Genomic DNA, 17,377 nt, shown 5'->3' with positions numbered 1-17,377 from the left:
CTGAGCCGGTCGAAGGCTCGCACGAGAGGCGTCGGGGATTCCCCGGCGCCTCTCGTCGTAGGATGGAGCGATGAAGAGACTGTCTTGGTTCCTGACCGGCGTGATCGGCGGTTTCGTCGCCGCCCACTTCATGAACAAGGACCCTCGCGGGCAGGAGATCTTCGCCGACCTCGACGCCCGTCTGTCCCAGGTCACCGCCGTCATCGGCGACGCGTATCGGCAGCAGGAAGCCCGCCTGTCCGACCCCGCAGACGACTGATCCCGATTCACACTCGCCGCGCATCCCGACGCGGCGCTCCCACGCAAGGAATGCCACGAGCTCTATGAAAACTGCGGAGATCGCGCAGCGGTACCTCGACTACTTCGAGAAGAACGACCACCTCATCGTCCCGTCGGCATCCTTGGTCAGCGACGACCCTTCGCTGCTCTTCACCGTCGCCGGCATGGTGCCGATGATCCCGTACCTCACGGGCGTCGTTCCCGCTCCGCACCCGCGCATCGCCGATGTGCAGAAGTGCATCCGCACGAACGACATCGAAGAGGTCGGGCGCACCGCCCGCCACGGCACGTTCTTCCAGATGCTGGGCAACTGGTCGTTCGGCGACTACTTCAAGGAAGGCGCGATCCGCTACGCGTGGGAGCTGCTGACCTCCTCCGAAGCCGACGGCGGCCTCGGATTCGACGAGAAGGACCTGTGGGTCACCGTCTACGAGACCGACGACGAGGCCGAGGCCATCTGGCGCGACATCATCGGGCTGAAGCCGGAGCGCATCCAGCGACTCGGGCGCGCCGACAACTACTGGAACACCGGGCAGCCCGGCCCCGGTGGCCCCGACTCGGAGATCTTCTTCGACCGTGGGCCCGCCTACGGCAAGGACGGCGGACCTGCCGTGGACGACTCGCGGTTCCTGGAGATCTGGAACCTCGTCTTCATGCAGGAGTTCGTCGAGAACGTCCGCAGCAAGACCGAGTTCGACATCGTCGGCGAACTGCCGATGAAGAACATCGACACCGGCATGGGGCTCGAACGCGTCGCTTTCCTCAAGCAGGGCGTCGAGAACATGTACGAGAGCGACCAGGTGCGTCCGGTTCTCGACCGCGCCGTGGAGCTCTCCGGCAAGAGGTACGGCGCCGTGCACGAAGACGACGTGCGCTTCCGCGTCATCGCCGATCACGTGCGCTCCTCTCTCATGCTCCTCTCCGACGGCGTGCGCCCCTCGAACGAGGGCCGCGGCTACATCCTGCGCCGTCTGATGCGCCGCACCGTGCGGTCGATGCGGCTTCTCGGTGTCGACGCGCCGGCGTTCCCCGAGCTCTTCGCCGCGTCGAGGGATGCCATGAAGTCGGCGTACCCCGTGCTCGAGACCGAATGGCCGACGCTCTCCTCCGCCGCGTTCGCCGAGGAGGAGACGTTCCGCCGCACGCTCGCTCAGGGATCGACGATCCTCGACCTCGCGCTCGACGACACGAAGAAGAAGGGCGCCGCCACGCTCAGCGGCTCCGACGCCTTCCTGCTGCACGACACGTACGGGTTCCCGATCGACCTCACACTCGAGGTCGCCGAGGAGGCGGGCCTCGACGTCGATCGCCCGGCGTTCGATGCGCTCATGAAGGAGCAGCGCGACCGCGCCAAGGCCGACGCCCGCAACCGCAAGCGACAGCTCGCCGATGTGTCGGTGTACCGCGAGTTCCGCGCGCTGGGGGAGACCGGCTTCGCCGGCTACACCGATCTGCAGACCGAATCCCGGGTGCTCGGACTGATCGTCGACGGGGCCCCCGCGCAGACGGCGTCCGAGGGTCAGGTCGCCGAGGTCATCCTCGCCGAGACCGCGCTGTACGCCGAATCGGGTGGCCAGGTGGCCGACAAGGGTACGATCGTCGGCGCCGGGTTCGAACTCGACGTGCTCGATGTGCAGCGTCCGGTGCCCGGACTGATCAGCCACACCGTGCACGTGGCTACCGGGTCGGTCTCGGTGGATGACCGCGCGACCAGCGTGGTGGACGCGGCGAATCGTCGTGCGGCTCAGCAGGCGCACTCGGCCACGCACCTGGTGCATGCCGCTCTGCGCGACACGCTCGGCAAGACCGCCACTCAGGCTGGATCGCTCAACCGTGCCGGGTACATGCGCTTCGACTTCGCGTGGTCGCAGCCGCTCTCGCTCGAGACCCGCTCGGAGATCGAGGAGATCACCAACCGGGCGGTGAACGACGCACTCGAGGTGACCACCCGCATCGTCTCGCTGGACGAGGCCAAGGAGGCCGGCGCCATGGCGCTGTTCGGCGAGAAGTACGGCGACGTGGTGCGCATGGTCGACATCGGCGGGCCCTGGTCGCGTGAGCTCTGCGCCGGCACGCACGTGACGACGAGCTCGGAGATCGGGCTGGTGAGCCTCGTGGGCGAGTCGTCGGTCGGAGCATCCAACCGCCGTATCGAGGCTCTCGTGGGACAGGATGCCTTCCGTGAGCTGGCTGCCGAGCGCACCGTCGTGTCGCAGCTGACCTCTGCGCTCAAGGCGCCGCGCGACCAGCTCGGGGCCCGCGTCGAAGAGCTGCAGGCGAATCTGAAGGCCGCTGAGAAGCGCATCGCGCAGTTCGAGGCGAAGGAGCGCGAGGGTCGAGTCCCTGCTCTCGTCGAGGCCGCATCGCGCGTCGGCGCATACCGGGTGGCGTCGACATCCCTGGGCGAGATCGGCTCAGCAGATGACATCCGAACGCTCGCCCTCAGCGTGCGCGAGCGCCTCGGATCCGACCCCGCGGTCGTCGCCTTCGGAGGCGTGGTCGGCGGCCGGCCGATCGTCGTGGTGGCGACGAACGACGCCGCCCGCACCGCCGGCGCAAAGGCGGGCGCACTCGTGCGCATCGCCGCCGGCCTGCTCGGTGGCGGCGGCGGCGGGAAGGACGATGTCGCTCAGGGTGGCGGGACCGATGCTTCGGCTCTGGATGCCGCGCTTGCGCGGATCGTCTCGGAGCTCGCAGGAGCGTGACGGGCTTCCGCCGCGGAACCCGCATCGGGATCGATGTCGGCAAGGCGCGCGTCGGCGTCGCCCGGTGCGATCCCGACGGGATGCTCGCTGTGCCGGTGGAGACCGTGCCGCGGTCGGAGACGTCGATCGATCGCATCCTTCAGCTCGTCGCCGAGTGGGAGCCGCTGGAGATCGTGGTGGGCCTGCCCGTGAACATGCGCGGCGAGGAGACGCTGTCGACCACGGATGCGCGCGCCTTCGCGGAAGAACTGCAGCACCGCTCGGGCCTGGCTGTCCGCATGGTCGACGAGCGGCTCAGCACGGTCAGCGCTCACACCGCACTGCGCGCTTCTGGGCGAACCCAGAAGAAGTCTCGTAGCATTGTCGATCAAGTGGCCGCAGTGGTGCTGTTGCAGCATGCCGTGGACACCGAGAAGAGCACCGGAAAGCCCGCCGGTGCGTTGATCCCCCCTGCCCAGGAGCCGCCGCGCGATGTCTGATCCGCACGATCGCAGACCCGACTCGCTCGGTGACTTCTTCGACAACGTTCCCACGGCTGCCACGCCGCTGCCCGAACGCGACGCACGTGACGAACCCGCTCCGGGTTCGCGCCGGGCTCTGCGCGAAGCAGCCGCTCGCGACGCAACAGAGCGTGATGTGCCCAGTGCCCGGACAGCCAGCGGAGACAGCGCATCGCGCGTCACGGGCGACGACACGCCGCCCGTCCCCGCGGAGCCCGAGGCGACCGTCTCGCCGCGGCCGGTCGGCCGAGGCGATCGCCAGGGGTCCGCAGACGTCGCGGCGACGCCGTCCGGCGCCCCGATGGCGCACGATGAACCGGACCACCAGTCTCTCGACTCGCTGTTCGCCCCCGAGGCGGCGACCCACGTCCCGCGCAAGCGTCGCGGCCGCGGCTGCCTGATCGCGCTGATCGTGCTGCTGGTGATCGGCGGCGTCATCGCCGGAGCCGGCGTCTGGGTCTACAACACCTACCAGACACAGATCGACGACATCATGGGGTGGGGCGAGCCGAAGGACTACGAGTCGGGCATCGCCACCGGCGAGGCCTTCGTGACGATCAAGAAGGGCGACACCGGCGCGCCCGTGTCGACAGCGCTCTTCCAGGCCAAGGTCACCAAGACCGACCGGGTGTTCTACGACTACCTGATCGAGAACGACCCCAACGTCACCTTCTATCCCGGCGTGTACAAGCTCCAGCAGAAGATGACGGCGTCGGCGGCGCTGAAGGCGCTTTCCAACCCAGAGAATCGCATGGCCAACACCGTGCGCATCGCCGAGGGCAGCACCGTCGCCTCGTCGCTGCCGCGGATCGCGGAGGGCGTCGGCATCCCGATCGAGGATCTGCAGGCCGCCGTTCAGGATCCCGGAGCGTATGGCGTCTCCGCAGAGAACCTCGAGGGCTGGCTGTTCCCGGCCATCTACACGTTCGATCCCGGCTCGAGCGCGCAGGACGTGATCGCCGCCATGGTCGATCGCACCCGCGAGTCGCTGGCGAAGGCGGGCGTTCCCGCAGACGACGTGCAGCGCGTGCTCACGATCGCCTCGATCATTGAGCGCGAGGCCCGCACCGCCGACTTCCCCAAGGTGTCGCGGGTGATCGCGAACCGTGTCGCTGATGGCATGATGCTGCAGATGGACTCGACCGCGCAATACGGCTACGGGGAGCTGCACGCCGGGAAGGCGAGCACCTCGGAAGCCGCGCAGCATGATGACAACCCGTGGAACACGTACGTCATCACCGGGCTTCCGAAGACGCCGATCGCGAATGCGGGCGACGCCGCGATCGACGCCGCCATGCACCCGGTCGACGGCCCATGGCTGTACTTCGTGACCGTCGACTTCTCGACCGGCGAGACACAGTTCTCCGAGACCTACGAAGAGCATCAGCAGGGCATCAAGAAGATGCGCGCGTGGTGCTCGGCGAACACCGACTACAAGGGCTGCTGACGTGGTCGGGCGCACGCGCCTCGCCGTCTGGGGCGACCCGATCGGTCACAGCCGCTCGCCGCAGCTGCACTCCGCCGCCTACCGGCATCTCGGACTCGAGTGGACGTACGAGCGTCGTCAGGTCGACAGAGCCGGGTTCGCCACCGCCCTTGCATCGCTCGATGAGTCGTGGCGCGGGCTGTCGCTGACCATGCCGCTGAAGGAGGTCGCGCACGACACCGCAGACGAGCTCGACCGTCACGCGGCCCTCACCGGGGCGGTGAACACGCTGCTTCTCGGCGAGACCCTCCGCGGCTTCAACACCGACGTGGGCGGCATCGTCGACGCGTTCACGCACGCCGGGGTCACGGGCGTGCGGCGCGCGCGCATCCTCGGGGCCGGCGCCACCGCGGCATCCGCGCTGGTCGCGCTGAGCGATCTCGGGGCGACCGAGGTGGAGTTCCGCGCGCGGCGCCCTGAGGCGGTCGACCGCCTGCGCCCGACCGCCGAGGCCCTCGGCGTGCAGGTCAGCACCGCGGACTTCGCGGCCCCGGCATCCGACGTCGATGCGACCGTCGCCACTCTGCCGAGCGGCACCGCGCTCGACACCGGCATCGCGACGCCGCTCGCAGCCGTCGGCGGCACGCTCTTCGAAGCGGCATACGCGCCGTGGCCCTCTGCTCTGGCAGCGCTCTGGCCCTCGAAGCGGGTCATCTCGGGCTTCGAGATGCTGCTGTTCCAGGCCGTCCGCCAGATCCGCATCTTCCGACATGGCGACCAGCGGAGCGAGCTGCCCGACGAGGCCGTCACAGTCGACATCATGCGGTCGGCGGGCATGGAAGACTAGAGCAATGCTCCGCGTGCTCACTGCCGGCGAATCGCACGGCCCCGAACTCATCGCCATCGTCGAGGGTCTGCCCTCCGGTGTGACGGTCACGGCCGAGGCCATCCAGGCCGATCTCCAGCGCCGCAAGCTCGGTTACGGTCGCGGCTCGCGCATGAAGTTCGAGCAGGACGAGCTGACCATCTCCAGCGGCGTTCGCCACGGCCTCACGCTGGGCAGCCCCATCGCGCTGCGGATCGGAAACACCGAGTGGCCCAAGTGGACCGAGGTGATGAACCCGGCGCCCACCGAGCTGACCGAGAAGTCCCGCGGCAGGGGAGCGGCGCTCACCCGCCCGCGGCCAGGTCACGCCGACCTCGTCGGCATGCAGAAGTACGACTTCGACGAGGCGCGGCCGATCCTCGAGCGTGCCAGCGCGCGGGAGACCGCCGCGCGTGTCGCCCTCGGCGCCGTCGCCCGCTCCTTCCTGTCGGAGCTCGGCATCCGCCTCGTGAGCCACACGCTCTCGATCGGCCCGGTGCAGGCTCCGGATGACGGCGCGCTGCCCACGCCGGACGACGTCGACGCGCTCGATGCGGATCCGCTGCGCTGCTTCGACGCCGAGACCTCCGCCCGCATGGTCGAGGAGGTCGACTCCGCCCGCAAGGACGGCGACACCCTCGGCGGCATCGTGGAGGTGCTCGCGTACGGCCTCCCGCCCGGAATCGGCTCGCACGTGCACTGGGACCGCCGGCTCGACGGCCGTCTGGCGCAGGCGCTGATGAGCATCCAGGCGATCAAGGGCGTCGAGGTCGGCGACGGCTTCGAGACCACCCGCCGCCGCGGCTCGGCCGCCCACGACGAGCTGTTCTCCGCGAGTGACGGCATCACACGGGCATCCGACCGCGCCGGCGGCATCGAGGGCGGTATGAGCACCGGCACCGTGCTGCGCGTCCGCGCCGGCATGAAGCCGATCGCCACGGTGCCACGCGCTCTGCGCACGGTCGACGTCGCCTCGGGCGAGACCGCGACCGCGCACCACCAGCGCTCCGACGTCTGCGCGGTGCCGGCCGCCGGTGTCGTGGCCGAGGCGATGGTCGCCATCGAACTCGCGAACTCGCTGCTCGAGAAGTTCGGCGGCGACAGCATCCGCGAGACACGACGCAATCTCGACTCCTACCTCGCCGCGATCCCCGAGTCGCTGCGCACCGCACCGGCATCCGAGGCGGCGCTGCTCGCCCATGATGAGCTCGTCTGATCATCCGCTGACCCTCGTGCTGGTCGGCCCGATGGCTGCAGGCAAGACGAGCGTCGGTCGCAAGGTCGCGCGTCTGCTCGATGTGCCCTTCATCGACACCGACAAGCGCATCGCCGCTGAGCACGGACCCATCCCCGAGATCTTCGCCGCTCACGGCGAAGCGCGGTTCCGTGAGTTCGAGCGCGAAGCCGTCGCGGTGGCGGTCGCAGAGGGCGGCGTGGTCTCGCTGGGCGGGGGAGCGGTGATGGATGCCGATACTCGCGCCCTGCTGCACCGGCATCCCGTCGTCTTCCTGACCGTGACCGCAGACGCCGTCGAGCGGCGCATCAGCGGAAGCGCTCGCCCGCTTCTGGCGGGCGACGAGAACCCGGTGGAGCGCTGGCGCACCATCTTCGACCAGCGACGAAGCCGGTACGAGGAGGTCGCCGACCTCACCGTCGACACATCACGCAGACCCATGCGGGCACTGGCGGAGGAGATCGCCGCCTGGAGGAGGAAGCAGCCATGACCACGACCACGATCAGCGTCTCCGGACAGACCCCCTACGACATCACCGTCGGGCGCGGCATCCTCGACCGCGTGCAGGCAGCGCTCAACCCCGCGGTTCGCAAGGTGCTCGTCGTTCATCCGCCGACCCTCGGCAAGCGCGCAGCAGAACTGCGCGAGCGTCTGATGTCCGACGGCGGAATCGAGGTGCTGCTCGCCGAGATCCCGGATGCCGAGGCCGGCAAGCGCATCGAGGTCGCGGCGTTCTGCTGGCAGGTGATGGGCCAGGCTGACTTCACCCGCACCGACGCGGTGGTCGGCTACGGCGGCGGTTCGGTGACCGATGTCGCCGGTTTCGTCGCCGCGACCTGGCTGCGCGGCGTGCAGGTCGTGCAGGTGCCGACCACGGTGCTCGGCCTGGTCGACGCCGCCGTCGGCGGCAAGACCGGCGTGAACACGGCTGAGGGCAAGAACATGGTCGGCGCGTTCTGGGCGCCGCGGGCCGTCGTCGGTGATCTCGACGAGCTGCAGAGCCTGAGCGCGAACGAGGCGACTGCGGGCTATGCAGAGGTCGTGAAGGCGGGGTTCATCTGGGCTCCGGAGATCCTCGACATCATCGAGGCGTCGCCGGAGCGGGCTGTCGATCCGACGACCGACGAGTTCCGCCGCACCGTGGAGCTCGCGATCGAAATGAAGGCCAAGGTCGTCTCGGACGACTTCCGCGAGGCAGGGCTGCGGGAGATTCTCAACTACGGTCACACTCTCGGGCACGCGATCGAGCACGCCGAGCGCTACCAGTGGCGCCACGGTGCCGCGATCTCGATCGGCATGATGTACGCCGCCGAGCTGTCGCGTCTGGCCGGGCGGCTGTCGGATGCGGGAGCCGACCGGCACCGGTCGGTGCTCGAGTCGCTCGGGTTGCCGACCACCTACCGCGCCGGCGCCTGGCAGCAGCTGCTGGCGACGATGCAGCGCGACAAGAAGGCGCGGGGCGGGATGCTGCGCTTCATCCTGCTCGACGACATCGCGAAGCCGACCGTGGTGCAGGCACCGGACGAGTCGCTCATGTTCGCCGCATACCAGGAGATCGTCGGATGACCGATGCCCGTCGCATGATGCTGCTGAACGGTCCGAACCTCAACCTGCTGGGCACGCGCGAGCCCGATGTCTACGGCACCGCGACGCTGGCCGACGTCGAACAGCTCACGGCGGCTGCCGCGGCCGACGTCGGCTACGAGCTGCGTGCGCTGCAGAGCAACCACGAGGGTGTGCTGATCGACGCGATCCACGCCGCCCGAGAGGACTGCGCGGCCATCATCATCAATCCCGGCGGGCTCACGCACACCTCGGTGTCGCTGCGAGACGCTCTGACCGGCGTCGGCCTGCCGTTCGCCGAGGTGCACATCTCCGATGTCTACGCCCGGGAGGAGTTCCGGCACTTCTCCTACCTCGATGACATCGCCGCTGTGCGCGTGGTCGGCGGGGGAGTGAACGGCTACGCGCGCGCCGTGCGGGAGCTGGCCGCCCTGCTCTGAAGTCAGTCGGCCCAGAATGGGCGGGCTCGAGCGCTCGACTCTGACACCGGGCCGGCATCGATGGTTAGGCGCGTCTCGCCGATGCCGAATGCCGGCCACTGCACGACGACCTCGATCGGCCCGTCGGGTGGCAGCGGCCACAACCAGAGGTGATCGGCCGACGAGTAGGCGTGCGGACCGCCACCGCCGCCCTGCTCGCGTCGGCTGAGTGTGAAGCCTTCAGGCTCGGCCATCGGATCGCCGCCGCCGAAGAATGGCGAGGCGTCGGTCACCTTCGTGCCGTCGGCCAGCACCACGCCGACGCGGAAGCGCCCGGCCGGATTGGCTGAGCCGAAACCCATGTGCTCCACGAAGGCGCCGGTCAGCTCGTTCCAGTCCTCGATCGCGATGCCGTTGCGGCGCAGGCGTCGCTGAATGCGGAGCTCGATCCCATCGGAGTAGACGGCGACGGCGACGAGGGCCACCGCGGCATGGTCGGTCACAGCCAGGACCTCGGATGCCGGGATCAGGACTGGCAGCTCGTTCTCCGGAGCCTGCCACCATCGCGGCTGGGGTGGCTCGTCGTCGTCCTGCTCTGGCATCGGCGGATCAGGTGGGAAGAAGCTCACGCGGCCAGTCCACCACGCGACCCAGGTGCCTGTACAGAGCCGCCCCACAATGGCGGACCTGCGACTGCGCTCAGGGTCGATCGTGCGATGACGCGACAGGCTCGCCTCATACGTGTTCGGGCACTGGTTGCGACGGTGAGTCTTCGCGCCACCGGAAGCGGCTCATGAGTGCGGCGAGGCTGGGAACTCTGCTGGCCGACAGATAGATGCCGTAGCCGATCACGCCTCCAGCGGTGTTCCACATGAGGTCATTGATGTCGGCGATGTGCCCGCCGGAGAAGTAGGCCTGGGCGGCGAGTTGCGCGAGCTCTATTCCGAGGCTGATCGAGACGGCGGTCAGCACGACCTTCTGCCAGGACGCGCGCTGCAAGAGGAGGGGAATGAGAAACCCCAGCGGCAGGAACACCGCAAGGTTCGTCAGCGCGTCCTCCACTTCATAGTCGTAGAAGGGCACGAGTGCGATCGCGGGGCTCCACGCTGTATCGCTTTCGGCGGGTGACAGGTAGATCGGGAAGACCGTGTTCGCGGTGATTCCGGCAGCATAGGTCGCGACGACGGCTGCAGTGATAGCGCGCGGCAGCGTGAGATTCTTGCGCCTCGACAGATCGACGATCAGCAGAGCGAACAGCGCGATCCCCAGGGGTATCGCCACCGGCAGAACGGGAACCTCACCGAACGGATTTGTGGACACTACGGGAACCTATCGGACTCGGGTGTGCGGAACGGTAGTTCGCCGTCAGTTCCTGGCCCATGCCGCTGCTAGCGTCGAGGAATGCCCCTCGCACTGGTCACCGGAGCCGCACGTTCGAACAGCATCGCCGCCGGCATCGTTCCTCGACTCCGCGCCGACGGGTGGAAGGTCGTTACCAGCGACCTGGACGCAGGGGACTACCCCTGCGACCTATCGGATGCACAGGCGCCGACCGCCCTGATCGACACGATCTCCCATGAGCACGGCCCACTGTCGGCTCTAGTGCTGAGTCACGCCCATGATGTGGAGTCCGGCATTCTCGACACCACGGCCGAGAGCTTCGACCAGCATGTCGCCGTGAACGCGCGTGCGTCCCTGTTGCTGATCGCTGCCTTCGCGCGGCAGGTCGATGAGACCGGGGGCGCGATCGTCGCATTCACGAGCGATCACGTTACGGGGAATCTGCCGTACGGAGCATCGAAGGGCGCGCTGGACCGGCTCGTCATCTCCGCTGCCCGTGAGTTCGGGCCCCGCGGGATCTCCGCGAACGTCGTGAACCCCGGGCCGATCGACACCGGATGGATGGACGACGAGACTCGACTGATGCTGACCTCGCAGCACCCGCTCGGGCGCTCGGGTACGCCCCGCGACATCGCAGGGATCACGTCATTCCTGCTCTCCGACGAGGGCCGCTGGATCAGCGGGCAGCTGCTGCACACCGACGGCGGATTCTCGGCACGGTTCTGACATCGCGGCCGCGGCGCGCGCGGATCATTCCGGATCGAGCAGCTCGTGCAGCACACGGCGTGCGAAATCGGACTCTCCGGGAGTGACGTTGGTCAGCATGATCAGTCCCTTCCATAGGGCCCACCCGGCGCCCCGTGCCCATGCCGCGTCATCGAGTCCGAGGCTGGTACGGAATGCTCGGCGCGCCGTTCCTCGGAACTGCGTCCAGAAGATCACCGTGTCGCATGCCGGGTCGCCGACCGCCGAGCATCCGAAATCGAGCACAGCGGAAAGCGAATGCCGGCGGTCGACCAGCAGGTTGCCGATCGCCACATCGCCGTGCAGCCACACCGCCGCTTCGTGGGCGGGTGCGGTTGTCGCGTCGCGCCAAAGGCCGACCGCGCGGTCGCGCTGCGGAGAATCGAGCAGGGATAGTCGCCTTTGCACCTGATCGTCCCACTGGGCCACCGGAGCGCCGCGCCACGCACTGTGCGGACCGGGCACGGGCCCGTCCGATGCCTGGATCCGCTGCAGAGAGCTGAGGAAGTCGCCAAGAGCAGCAGCGGCAGTCTCGTCGCCGCTGAGCAGCGCAGGTTCAGGGCGGTGTCCGTCGATCCAGTCGTAAATCGACCAGGGCGCGGGAAAGGGGTCGCAGGGTTCGCCGCGACCGACGACCTCGGGGATTCGCATCGTCACCTGCGGGCCGAGCCTCGGCAGCCACTGCTGCTCCTTGCGCACCTGGGGGACATAGGCGACAGCGGCCGGCAGGCGCACGACGAGCTCTCGGCCCAACCGGAACATGCGGTGATCATTTCCCGCCTGCACGACCGGATGCACGGGCAGTTCGGCCCACGCAGGGAACTGTCCGCGGACCAGGCTACGGACGAGGTCGGCGTCGATCGCAGCGCGCTCCGGGATGCAGTCCTGAGAGGCGAACAATTCGGCCATGCATCACACCTCCGCCGAGTACGCGCTACTCAGCCGCGATCGCAGCGGCGTATTCCGGATGCCTGCGACGGAAGACTTCCGCATAGACCGCGTGATCGATGACACCTCGCCGCGCAGCATCGGCAACCTCCGACCAGGTGCCCGAGGGGTCCACGAGGAGAGAGTCATAGCCGTCGGTCGTCCCGCCCGGGACGTACGGGAAGCGTACGAGTTCGTCGATGAGCTGCGCGCGACTGATGCTGCCCGCTGCAAAGTACTCGCAGATGCCGTACGGAGTCGAGGAGGAGAAGGTGTCGCTCGTCGCGGGTGCTTTCGACGCGGCGGTGAACTGCGTTCCGTCGCCGGTCTCATCTGATCTCGTCATCACGCTCCTCGCGTCCAATCCTAGAGACAGCGTCTGGTGCGAGGGGCAGTGCACACAGTTGGACTCGCGGCTGCCGATAACGCTGCTGCAAGGCTTTCGGCCGATCCGGTTTCGGCAGGGGCTTCCGGCGGACCGTTTCTCGGCGTGTCGCGCACCTGGTCGTCAGTGTCGGCGAGGCTGCCGAAAACGATCGCTTCTGGCGCGGTCTAAAGCTAGGGCTCGGAATGGTTGCACAAACCCTCGCCACAACCGCCACTCAGCGGCGCATCACCGGACGATTGGCCGAGTACGGTGGAGGAGTGAGCGTTTTGACCGAGTACATCAATGCCTGGGTCGCGAACGATCCGGAGCGGATTGCCGCGATGGTTGGCCCGGAATGCGTTGTTACCGAATGCTATGGTCCGGTCTATCGAGGTCGCGATCGCGTGCTTCAGTGGGCTCGGACGTGGTTTGCCGCAGGCGGAGTCGTGCACAGGTGGGATACAACGGAGCATCTCGTCGTTTCAGGTCACGAAGTCGCGCAATGGAGTTTCGAGTGCACCTGGGATGGGAATCGCAGCACGTTCGAGGGTGCGACGATTGCTCGTACTGCTGGTGGGCTTATCGTTGCGCTGCGCGAGTACCAGACTACTGCGGAACTCTACGACTGGGGCGGCAGCTGGCATTGAGACCCACAGTGGTTCTTGGCAGTTGTGATGGTGCTCACTGCCTGGACTGCCGAAAACGAACGTTTGCGGCGCATCTCTCGTTTGGTGCACGCTTGCCACGCCGGTAACGTTCTCCGGAACTTGCTTCTGGCAGACGCTATCGGCGGGTCAATGGGCGCTCCGTCGAGCACGGCGTCGACCCGACGACGTGGACCTTCAAGGCATGATGGCGTACACGTTCTCTGAGATCTTCATCGCGTTGTCAGGGGCGAACACACCGTCGGGAATGACGGCGAAGCTACCAGCTGGCCCTTGTGTCGCAACCCCGGAGGTGCCTCCGCACGAGATGGAGCCCTCGGAGTCCCCAAATAAAGCGACGAGACAGATGGACGACGTCTCAATGCCTTCAGCTATCCACAACGACGTTCCCTCGTGCTCGCCAACATAACGGGTCGTAGAAGGGTCAATCGTATCGCTCGGGTCTTCGTCGAGCGCAGGCAGCTTATCTTCAGACGTGTGCGATTTCCGAAGGTCAGCAAAATCATCTTTCATTGGAGCCGAGCATCCCGAAAATGCCAGGATCCCGCTCGTAACAAGCGTGATGACGAGCAGTCCACGTGCCTTGCGCATGGCTACAGTATGTCGACACGCGCGCGTCGGCGTCACCGTAAACGATCGATTCGGGCGCAATGCAACGGAGACAGCGAAGCGGTCGCCGCAAGATCCGCCACAAACGTCACAACGGCAGATGGCTCTAGCTGAGGTGAAACTACCGCTCCACGCGCGTCGTTTGCCCGTCGGCGCTACACCGACGCTGCTGGCGGGGCAATCGTGAAGAGGAACAATGACAGCAGCGAGGGGCCGACGGTCGCGAACAAGAGGACGCCGACCGCGATCAGGAAGCCGACGAGGCTCAGCGCCGTTCCCCGCAGGCTGGGATCCGCACGAATTGAACGGCGAGAGGCTAGAGCAAGGCTCACCGCCGCGACGGCGACCACCGTGGCGACTATCCAGAACTGGGAAGCCAGCACCGAAACGATTGCGAGAGAGAAGCTAGCAATGGCCTTCCCATCGACCGGGCGCGAACGCACGCCATCTTCGACCCCTGCCTCGGGCATGCCGATTCCCCTTTGGTCAGCCAGCATCATCAGCGTAGACGCCTGCTACGCCGGCGTCCATGACGGCGTGGAGCCGTGGCCGTCTGCACCCGCCGAAAACGATCGTTTACGGCAGGATGCAGGTCGCCCTTGTTCCCACGCGCGCATTGGTGCGCAGCTCACTGCGCGTCGTTCATCAAGCGGCGAGCCCGGAGCGTCGCCGCAAGTCCGCCGCCCACGATGCCGCAACCCCAGGCGAGCCAGCCGGCCATGAGGAATGGATCGCTTTGTGCGAGAACGAGCGCGGCAACGTTACAAGGAACAACGATCCAGAGCGCGGCGCGGTGACCGCCGATCCACGTAGCGGCACTGCGTGAGATATACGGCACGTGCAACCCGAGGACGCGCGAGGACGCGCCAAGACCAGTTGCTGCGCTGATCACGAGGGCCAGGACGATCGCGGCGCCTGCGATCAGGCCCCACGAGGTATTGGGTAGCGTCTGCATGCTTCGCTCGGTCCCTTCGATTCCTAGTTGTTCGCATCTGCGGCCAGTGGTCTCCTGCGAAACCGGGACGAGCGGCGGCCGACGCTCGATTCCTCGTTTCCGCCTTCGAGGTGCCGTTGAAGACGCTGCAGGGCTCTCCCATGCCTTGTGCGTGCTGGGGACTCGTTGATCGAGAGAAGGCGGGAAGCCTCAGCGATGCTGAACCATCCCAATGCACCAGCATCACCAGTTCCCTCGATCGCTCATAAAGTGATCTCGATCGCACGGCCCCATCCTCGCTGGAAGAGGCGGAGTTCACGCGAACCGTTATGACTTCGATCATGCTCTGCAGGTCGGCGCTCAGAAGGGTGGGGGTGCGGTGCTGGTGTATCCGGTGGGGGAGATGACCTGGACGGTGTGGTTGGGTCGCGTCCGGTACCGGATGCGGGTGCGGTGTCTGAGTGTGTGGTCGCGGGGGCAGAGGGGTCGGAGCTGACTCAGGTCTGTCGTCCCGCCTTTAGCCCAGGGGCGGTCGTGGTCGAGGTCAGCGTCGAGGGCGAGGCGGGTGCACCCGTCGCGGGAGCAGGTGCCGTGGTGCAGGGTCAGCCAATCGCGCTGGGCGCGGGTGGGCCGGTAGGTGCGGCGGTCCATGTCGACGATCACGCCCTTGACGGGGTCGGTGATCACGCGACGGAAGCCGCGGGCGTCGAGGAACATCTGCTTGGCAGTGATCGGGTCGATGCTGTCGCCGCCCACGATCGACGACTCCACCGGGACCGGCTCACCGGCGAGCAGCTGCACAGGGACGGTGACGAACAGCTTCGTCTTCACCGCGGTGGGGGTGCCGACGCCGCGCAGCCAGGCGCTGAAAAGGTCGGCGCGGATCTGGCTGCGGGTTCTGCCTTCGCGCTTGTCCTTCTGCATGTGCTTCGCCGTCGCGGTCAGACGCCGCATCACGGCGACCGCTTCGTGGGTGGGAACGAGGGCGGTGACCCACGACATCCCGTCCCCGGCGGGCGAGCGGTTTACGTGCCTGTCGGCCATCGCGCGGGTGTGCCGGCGCGCGGCGGTGTCGCCGGTGATCCGGTCCACCAGCTTCTTCGCCCGCTGCCGCAGCACCGCCGAGGAGCAGGTGAGCACCCACTCATGCGCCGCGTGATCCACCTTCGCGAGGGCGGCGGCCTCAGTATCCCGCACCTCCTGCGGCGCACCCACCGGAGACGCGAGCGCGCCAGCGGCGGTGACGACGACGCCGACGTTGTGCATCGACGCGAACCCGTCACGGGCGCGCTGCCACAGCAGGGGCAGATTCCGCGCTGCGGTCTCGGCGACCACGCACAGCTCGCGCACCCGCTCCTGCGAGATCCGCAGCCGCACCGACAGCTCCAGCACGACAGCGCGTTCGGCCATCTGCGCATCGGCGTCGATCGTGTAGATCTCCGGATGCCGGCGCGCGAACTGCACCGCCTCCACGACCCGCTCGGCCTGCCGCGCGGCATACCGGTTCGCATCCACCTCGGAGCACGTCACATCATCAAGGAGCACACCCAGCACATCACCCGCAGACTGCGGAATCGCGCCGAGCTCCTCATCGATGAACATGACACCAGTATAGAACAAAACTACGAAGAAAGGAAGAGTGAAACCGGATCAAATCGCTCGATCCAGGGCATCCGATAGAATCGCTTCTCGGCCACCCTCTGCGCGCAACCGCGCCCGGCCCTCCAAACTTCTGAACGAACGGACCCCCATCACCATGGCATCCACCGCAGACATCAAGAACGGCGTCGTCATCAAGATCGACGGACAGCTCTGGAGCGTCGTGGAGTTCCAGCACGTCAAGCCCGGCAAGGGCGGCGCCTTCGTCCGCACCAAGCTGAAGAACGTCGTCACGGGCAAGTCGGTCGACAAGACCTACAACGCCGGCACCAAGATCGAGATCGAGAACGTCGATCGTCGCGACTTCACCTACCTGTACACCGATGGCGACAGCTTCGTGTTCATGGACCAGGAGGACTACGACCAGATCAACGTCCCCGCGGCCACCGTCGGCGACGCGAAGAACTACATGCTCGAGAACCAGCAGGTGCAGATCGCGCTGAACAACGGCAACCCGCTCTACATCGAGCTGCCCGCCTCGGTCGTGCTCGAGGTCACCTACACCGAGCCCGGCCTGCAGGGCGACCGCTCGTCGGCCGGCACCAAGCCCGCGACCCTCGAGACCGGCTACGAGATCCAGGTTCCGCTGTTCCTCGAGACCGGCACCAAGGTCAAGGTCGACACCCGCACGGGCGACTACCTCGGCCGCGTCAACGACTGACCTTGAGCGCCCGCACCAAGGCGCGCAAGCGCGCCCTCGACATCCTCTTCTCGGCTGACGTGCGCGGCGAGGAGCTCTCGGTCGTGCTCGCGGCAGCCGCCAAGCGCGCCGCCAGCGAGCCGTCTCGTGAAGCCTCCTGGCTGTACGCCCGCGACATCGTCGATGGCATCATCGACAATCGCGACGAGATCGACGAGCACATCACCACGCACAGCAACGACTGGAAGCTCGACCGGATGCCCGCCGTCGACCGCGCCCTGCTGCGCATCGGCACCTGGGAGATCGTCTACAACGACGAGGTTCCGACGGCTGTCGCGATCGATGAGGCCGTCGAACTGGCCAAGGAGCTCTCGACCGAGGACTCCGGCGCGTTCGTGCACGGCGTGCTCGCCCGCATCGCTCGCTCCATCTGAGTCCCAGCCGGCGCCCAGCTCGTGTCGGTGATGAGCGCGTGTCGGTGGTGACGGGGAGGATGCTGT

At 67.4% G+C, this 17,377-nt stretch carries 21 protein-coding genes; 13 read left to right on the top strand and 8 right to left on the bottom strand.

The features are described from left to right. Positions 1-70: 70 nt before the first annotated feature. From ACIPV2_RS05825 to ACIPV2_RS05785, 9 genes are all read left to right on the top strand, one after another. A complete protein-coding gene (locus ACIPV2_RS05825; protein WP_071643685.1) occupies positions 71-259 on the top strand; it encodes a hypothetical protein in 189 nt (62 codons plus the stop codon). Between the two features lie 64 nt (positions 260-323). Then, on the top strand, positions 324-2,984 hold the full coding sequence (gene alaS / locus ACIPV2_RS05820; RefSeq protein ID WP_400839308.1) for an alanine--tRNA ligase: 2,661 nt from the start codon (positions 324-326) through the stop codon (positions 2,982-2,984). Beyond that, entirely contained in the window at positions 2,981-3,463 is a 483-nt protein-coding gene (gene ruvX, locus ACIPV2_RS05815) for a Holliday junction resolvase RuvX (RefSeq protein WP_400839306.1), read from the top strand. The genes alaS and ruvX overlap by 4 nt, the downstream gene beginning before the upstream one ends. After that, on the top strand, positions 3,456-4,931 hold the full coding sequence (gene mltG, locus ACIPV2_RS05810) for an endolytic transglycosylase MltG (protein WP_400839304.1): 1,476 nt from the start codon (positions 3,456-3,458) through the stop codon (positions 4,929-4,931). The genes ruvX and mltG overlap by 8 nt, the downstream gene beginning before the upstream one ends. Before the next feature lies 1 nt (position 4,932). After that, a complete protein-coding gene (locus ACIPV2_RS05805; RefSeq protein WP_400839302.1) occupies positions 4,933-5,757 on the top strand; it encodes a shikimate dehydrogenase family protein in 825 nt (274 codons plus the stop codon). A 4-nt stretch (positions 5,758-5,761) separates the two neighbouring features. Then, the gene (aroC, locus tag ACIPV2_RS05800; protein ID WP_400839300.1) at positions 5,762-6,991 is read left to right on the top strand and encodes a chorismate synthase; all 1,230 of its coding nucleotides are present in this window, start codon (positions 5,762-5,764) and stop codon (positions 6,989-6,991) included. After that, positions 6,978-7,499: a shikimate kinase gene (locus ACIPV2_RS05795; RefSeq protein WP_400839298.1), complete on the top strand. Its 522-nt coding sequence runs from the start codon at positions 6,978-6,980 to the stop codon at positions 7,497-7,499. The genes aroC and ACIPV2_RS05795 overlap by 14 nt, the downstream gene beginning before the upstream one ends. Beyond that, positions 7,496-8,575: a 3-dehydroquinate synthase gene (gene aroB / locus ACIPV2_RS05790; RefSeq protein ID WP_400839296.1), complete on the top strand. Its 1,080-nt coding sequence runs from the start codon at positions 7,496-7,498 to the stop codon at positions 8,573-8,575. Before ACIPV2_RS05795 ends, aroB begins: the two co-directional genes overlap by 4 nt. Beyond that, positions 8,572-9,012 (top strand): type II 3-dehydroquinate dehydratase, encoded by a 441-nt coding sequence (locus tag ACIPV2_RS05785; protein WP_400839294.1) that lies wholly within the window; start codon positions 8,572-8,574, stop codon positions 9,010-9,012. Before aroB ends, ACIPV2_RS05785 begins: the two co-directional genes overlap by 4 nt. Positions 9,013-9,014: 2 nt before the next feature. Here ACIPV2_RS05785 and ACIPV2_RS05780 read toward each other — a convergent pair whose 3' ends face one another. Continuing rightward, on the bottom strand, positions 9,015-9,620 hold the full coding sequence (locus tag ACIPV2_RS05780; RefSeq protein ID WP_400839292.1) for a hypothetical protein: 606 nt from the start codon (positions 9,618-9,620) through the stop codon (positions 9,015-9,017). A 106-nt stretch (positions 9,621-9,726) separates the two neighbouring features. Then, positions 9,727-10,311: a VanZ family protein gene (locus ACIPV2_RS05775; RefSeq protein ID WP_400839290.1), complete on the bottom strand. Its 585-nt coding sequence runs from the start codon at positions 10,309-10,311 to the stop codon at positions 9,727-9,729. An 81-nt stretch (positions 10,312-10,392) separates the two neighbouring features. Between ACIPV2_RS05775 and ACIPV2_RS05770 the strand changes: the two genes are divergently transcribed. Then, positions 10,393-11,058 (top strand): SDR family oxidoreductase, encoded by a 666-nt coding sequence (locus tag ACIPV2_RS05770; RefSeq protein ID WP_400839288.1) that lies wholly within the window; start codon positions 10,393-10,395, stop codon positions 11,056-11,058. A gap of 24 nt (positions 11,059-11,082) precedes the next feature. Here the strand turns inward: ACIPV2_RS05770 and ACIPV2_RS05765 are convergent, their stop codons facing one another. After that, positions 11,083-11,985, bottom strand: coding sequence for an aminoglycoside phosphotransferase family protein (locus ACIPV2_RS05765; RefSeq protein ID WP_400839286.1), 903 nt, complete (start codon positions 11,983-11,985; stop codon positions 11,083-11,085). A 25-nt stretch (positions 11,986-12,010) separates the two neighbouring features. Further along, positions 12,011-12,349, bottom strand: a complete 339-nt coding sequence (locus ACIPV2_RS05760) for a hypothetical protein (protein ID WP_400839284.1) — start codon at positions 12,347-12,349, stop codon at positions 12,011-12,013. Between the two features lie 224 nt (positions 12,350-12,573). Between ACIPV2_RS05760 and ACIPV2_RS05755 the strand changes: the two genes are divergently transcribed. After that, positions 12,574-13,017 carry a nuclear transport factor 2 family protein gene (locus ACIPV2_RS05755; RefSeq protein WP_400839283.1) on the top strand — a complete coding sequence of 148 codons (444 nt, stop codon included), beginning with the start codon at positions 12,574-12,576 and terminating at the stop codon, positions 13,015-13,017. A gap of 195 nt (positions 13,018-13,212) precedes the next feature. On the opposite strand, the gene ACIPV2_RS05750 is transcribed toward ACIPV2_RS05755, so the two are convergent. The 4 genes from ACIPV2_RS05750 to ACIPV2_RS05735 all read right to left on the bottom strand — a co-directional run bounded on the left by ACIPV2_RS05750 (position 13,213) and on the right by ACIPV2_RS05735 (position 16,180). Continuing rightward, positions 13,213-13,626 carry a hypothetical protein gene (locus ACIPV2_RS05750; RefSeq protein ID WP_400839282.1) on the bottom strand — a complete coding sequence of 138 codons (414 nt, stop codon included), beginning with the start codon at positions 13,624-13,626 and terminating at the stop codon, positions 13,213-13,215. 173 nt (positions 13,627-13,799) lie between these two features. Further along, positions 13,800-14,144, bottom strand: coding sequence for a hypothetical protein (locus ACIPV2_RS05745; protein ID WP_400839281.1), 345 nt, complete (start codon positions 14,142-14,144; stop codon positions 13,800-13,802). 128 nt (positions 14,145-14,272) lie between these two features. After that, the gene (locus ACIPV2_RS05740) at positions 14,273-14,599 is read right to left on the bottom strand and encodes a hypothetical protein (RefSeq protein ID WP_400839279.1); all 327 of its coding nucleotides are present in this window, start codon (positions 14,597-14,599) and stop codon (positions 14,273-14,275) included. Between the two features lie 339 nt (positions 14,600-14,938). Continuing rightward, complete coding sequence (locus ACIPV2_RS05735; protein WP_400839277.1) at positions 14,939-16,180, bottom strand: DUF222 domain-containing protein; 1,242 nt, start codon at positions 16,178-16,180, stop codon at positions 14,939-14,941. 154 nt (positions 16,181-16,334) lie between these two features. On the opposite strand from ACIPV2_RS05735, the gene efp reads away from it, so the two are divergent. Further along, complete coding sequence (gene efp, locus ACIPV2_RS05730; RefSeq protein WP_071643676.1) at positions 16,335-16,898, top strand: elongation factor P; 564 nt, start codon at positions 16,335-16,337, stop codon at positions 16,896-16,898. Positions 16,899-16,900: 2 nt separating this feature from the next. Continuing rightward, on the top strand, positions 16,901-17,311 hold the full coding sequence (gene nusB / locus ACIPV2_RS05725) for a transcription antitermination factor NusB (protein ID WP_101186608.1): 411 nt from the start codon (positions 16,901-16,903) through the stop codon (positions 17,309-17,311). Positions 17,312-17,377: the final 66 nt, after the last annotated feature.

It is taken from the genome of Microbacterium sp. NPDC089987 (genome assembly GCF_044748505.1).
GTDB lineage: Bacteria > Actinomycetota > Actinomycetes > Actinomycetales > Microbacteriaceae > Microbacterium.
This window is presented reverse-complemented; position numbering and strand designations above follow the sequence as displayed.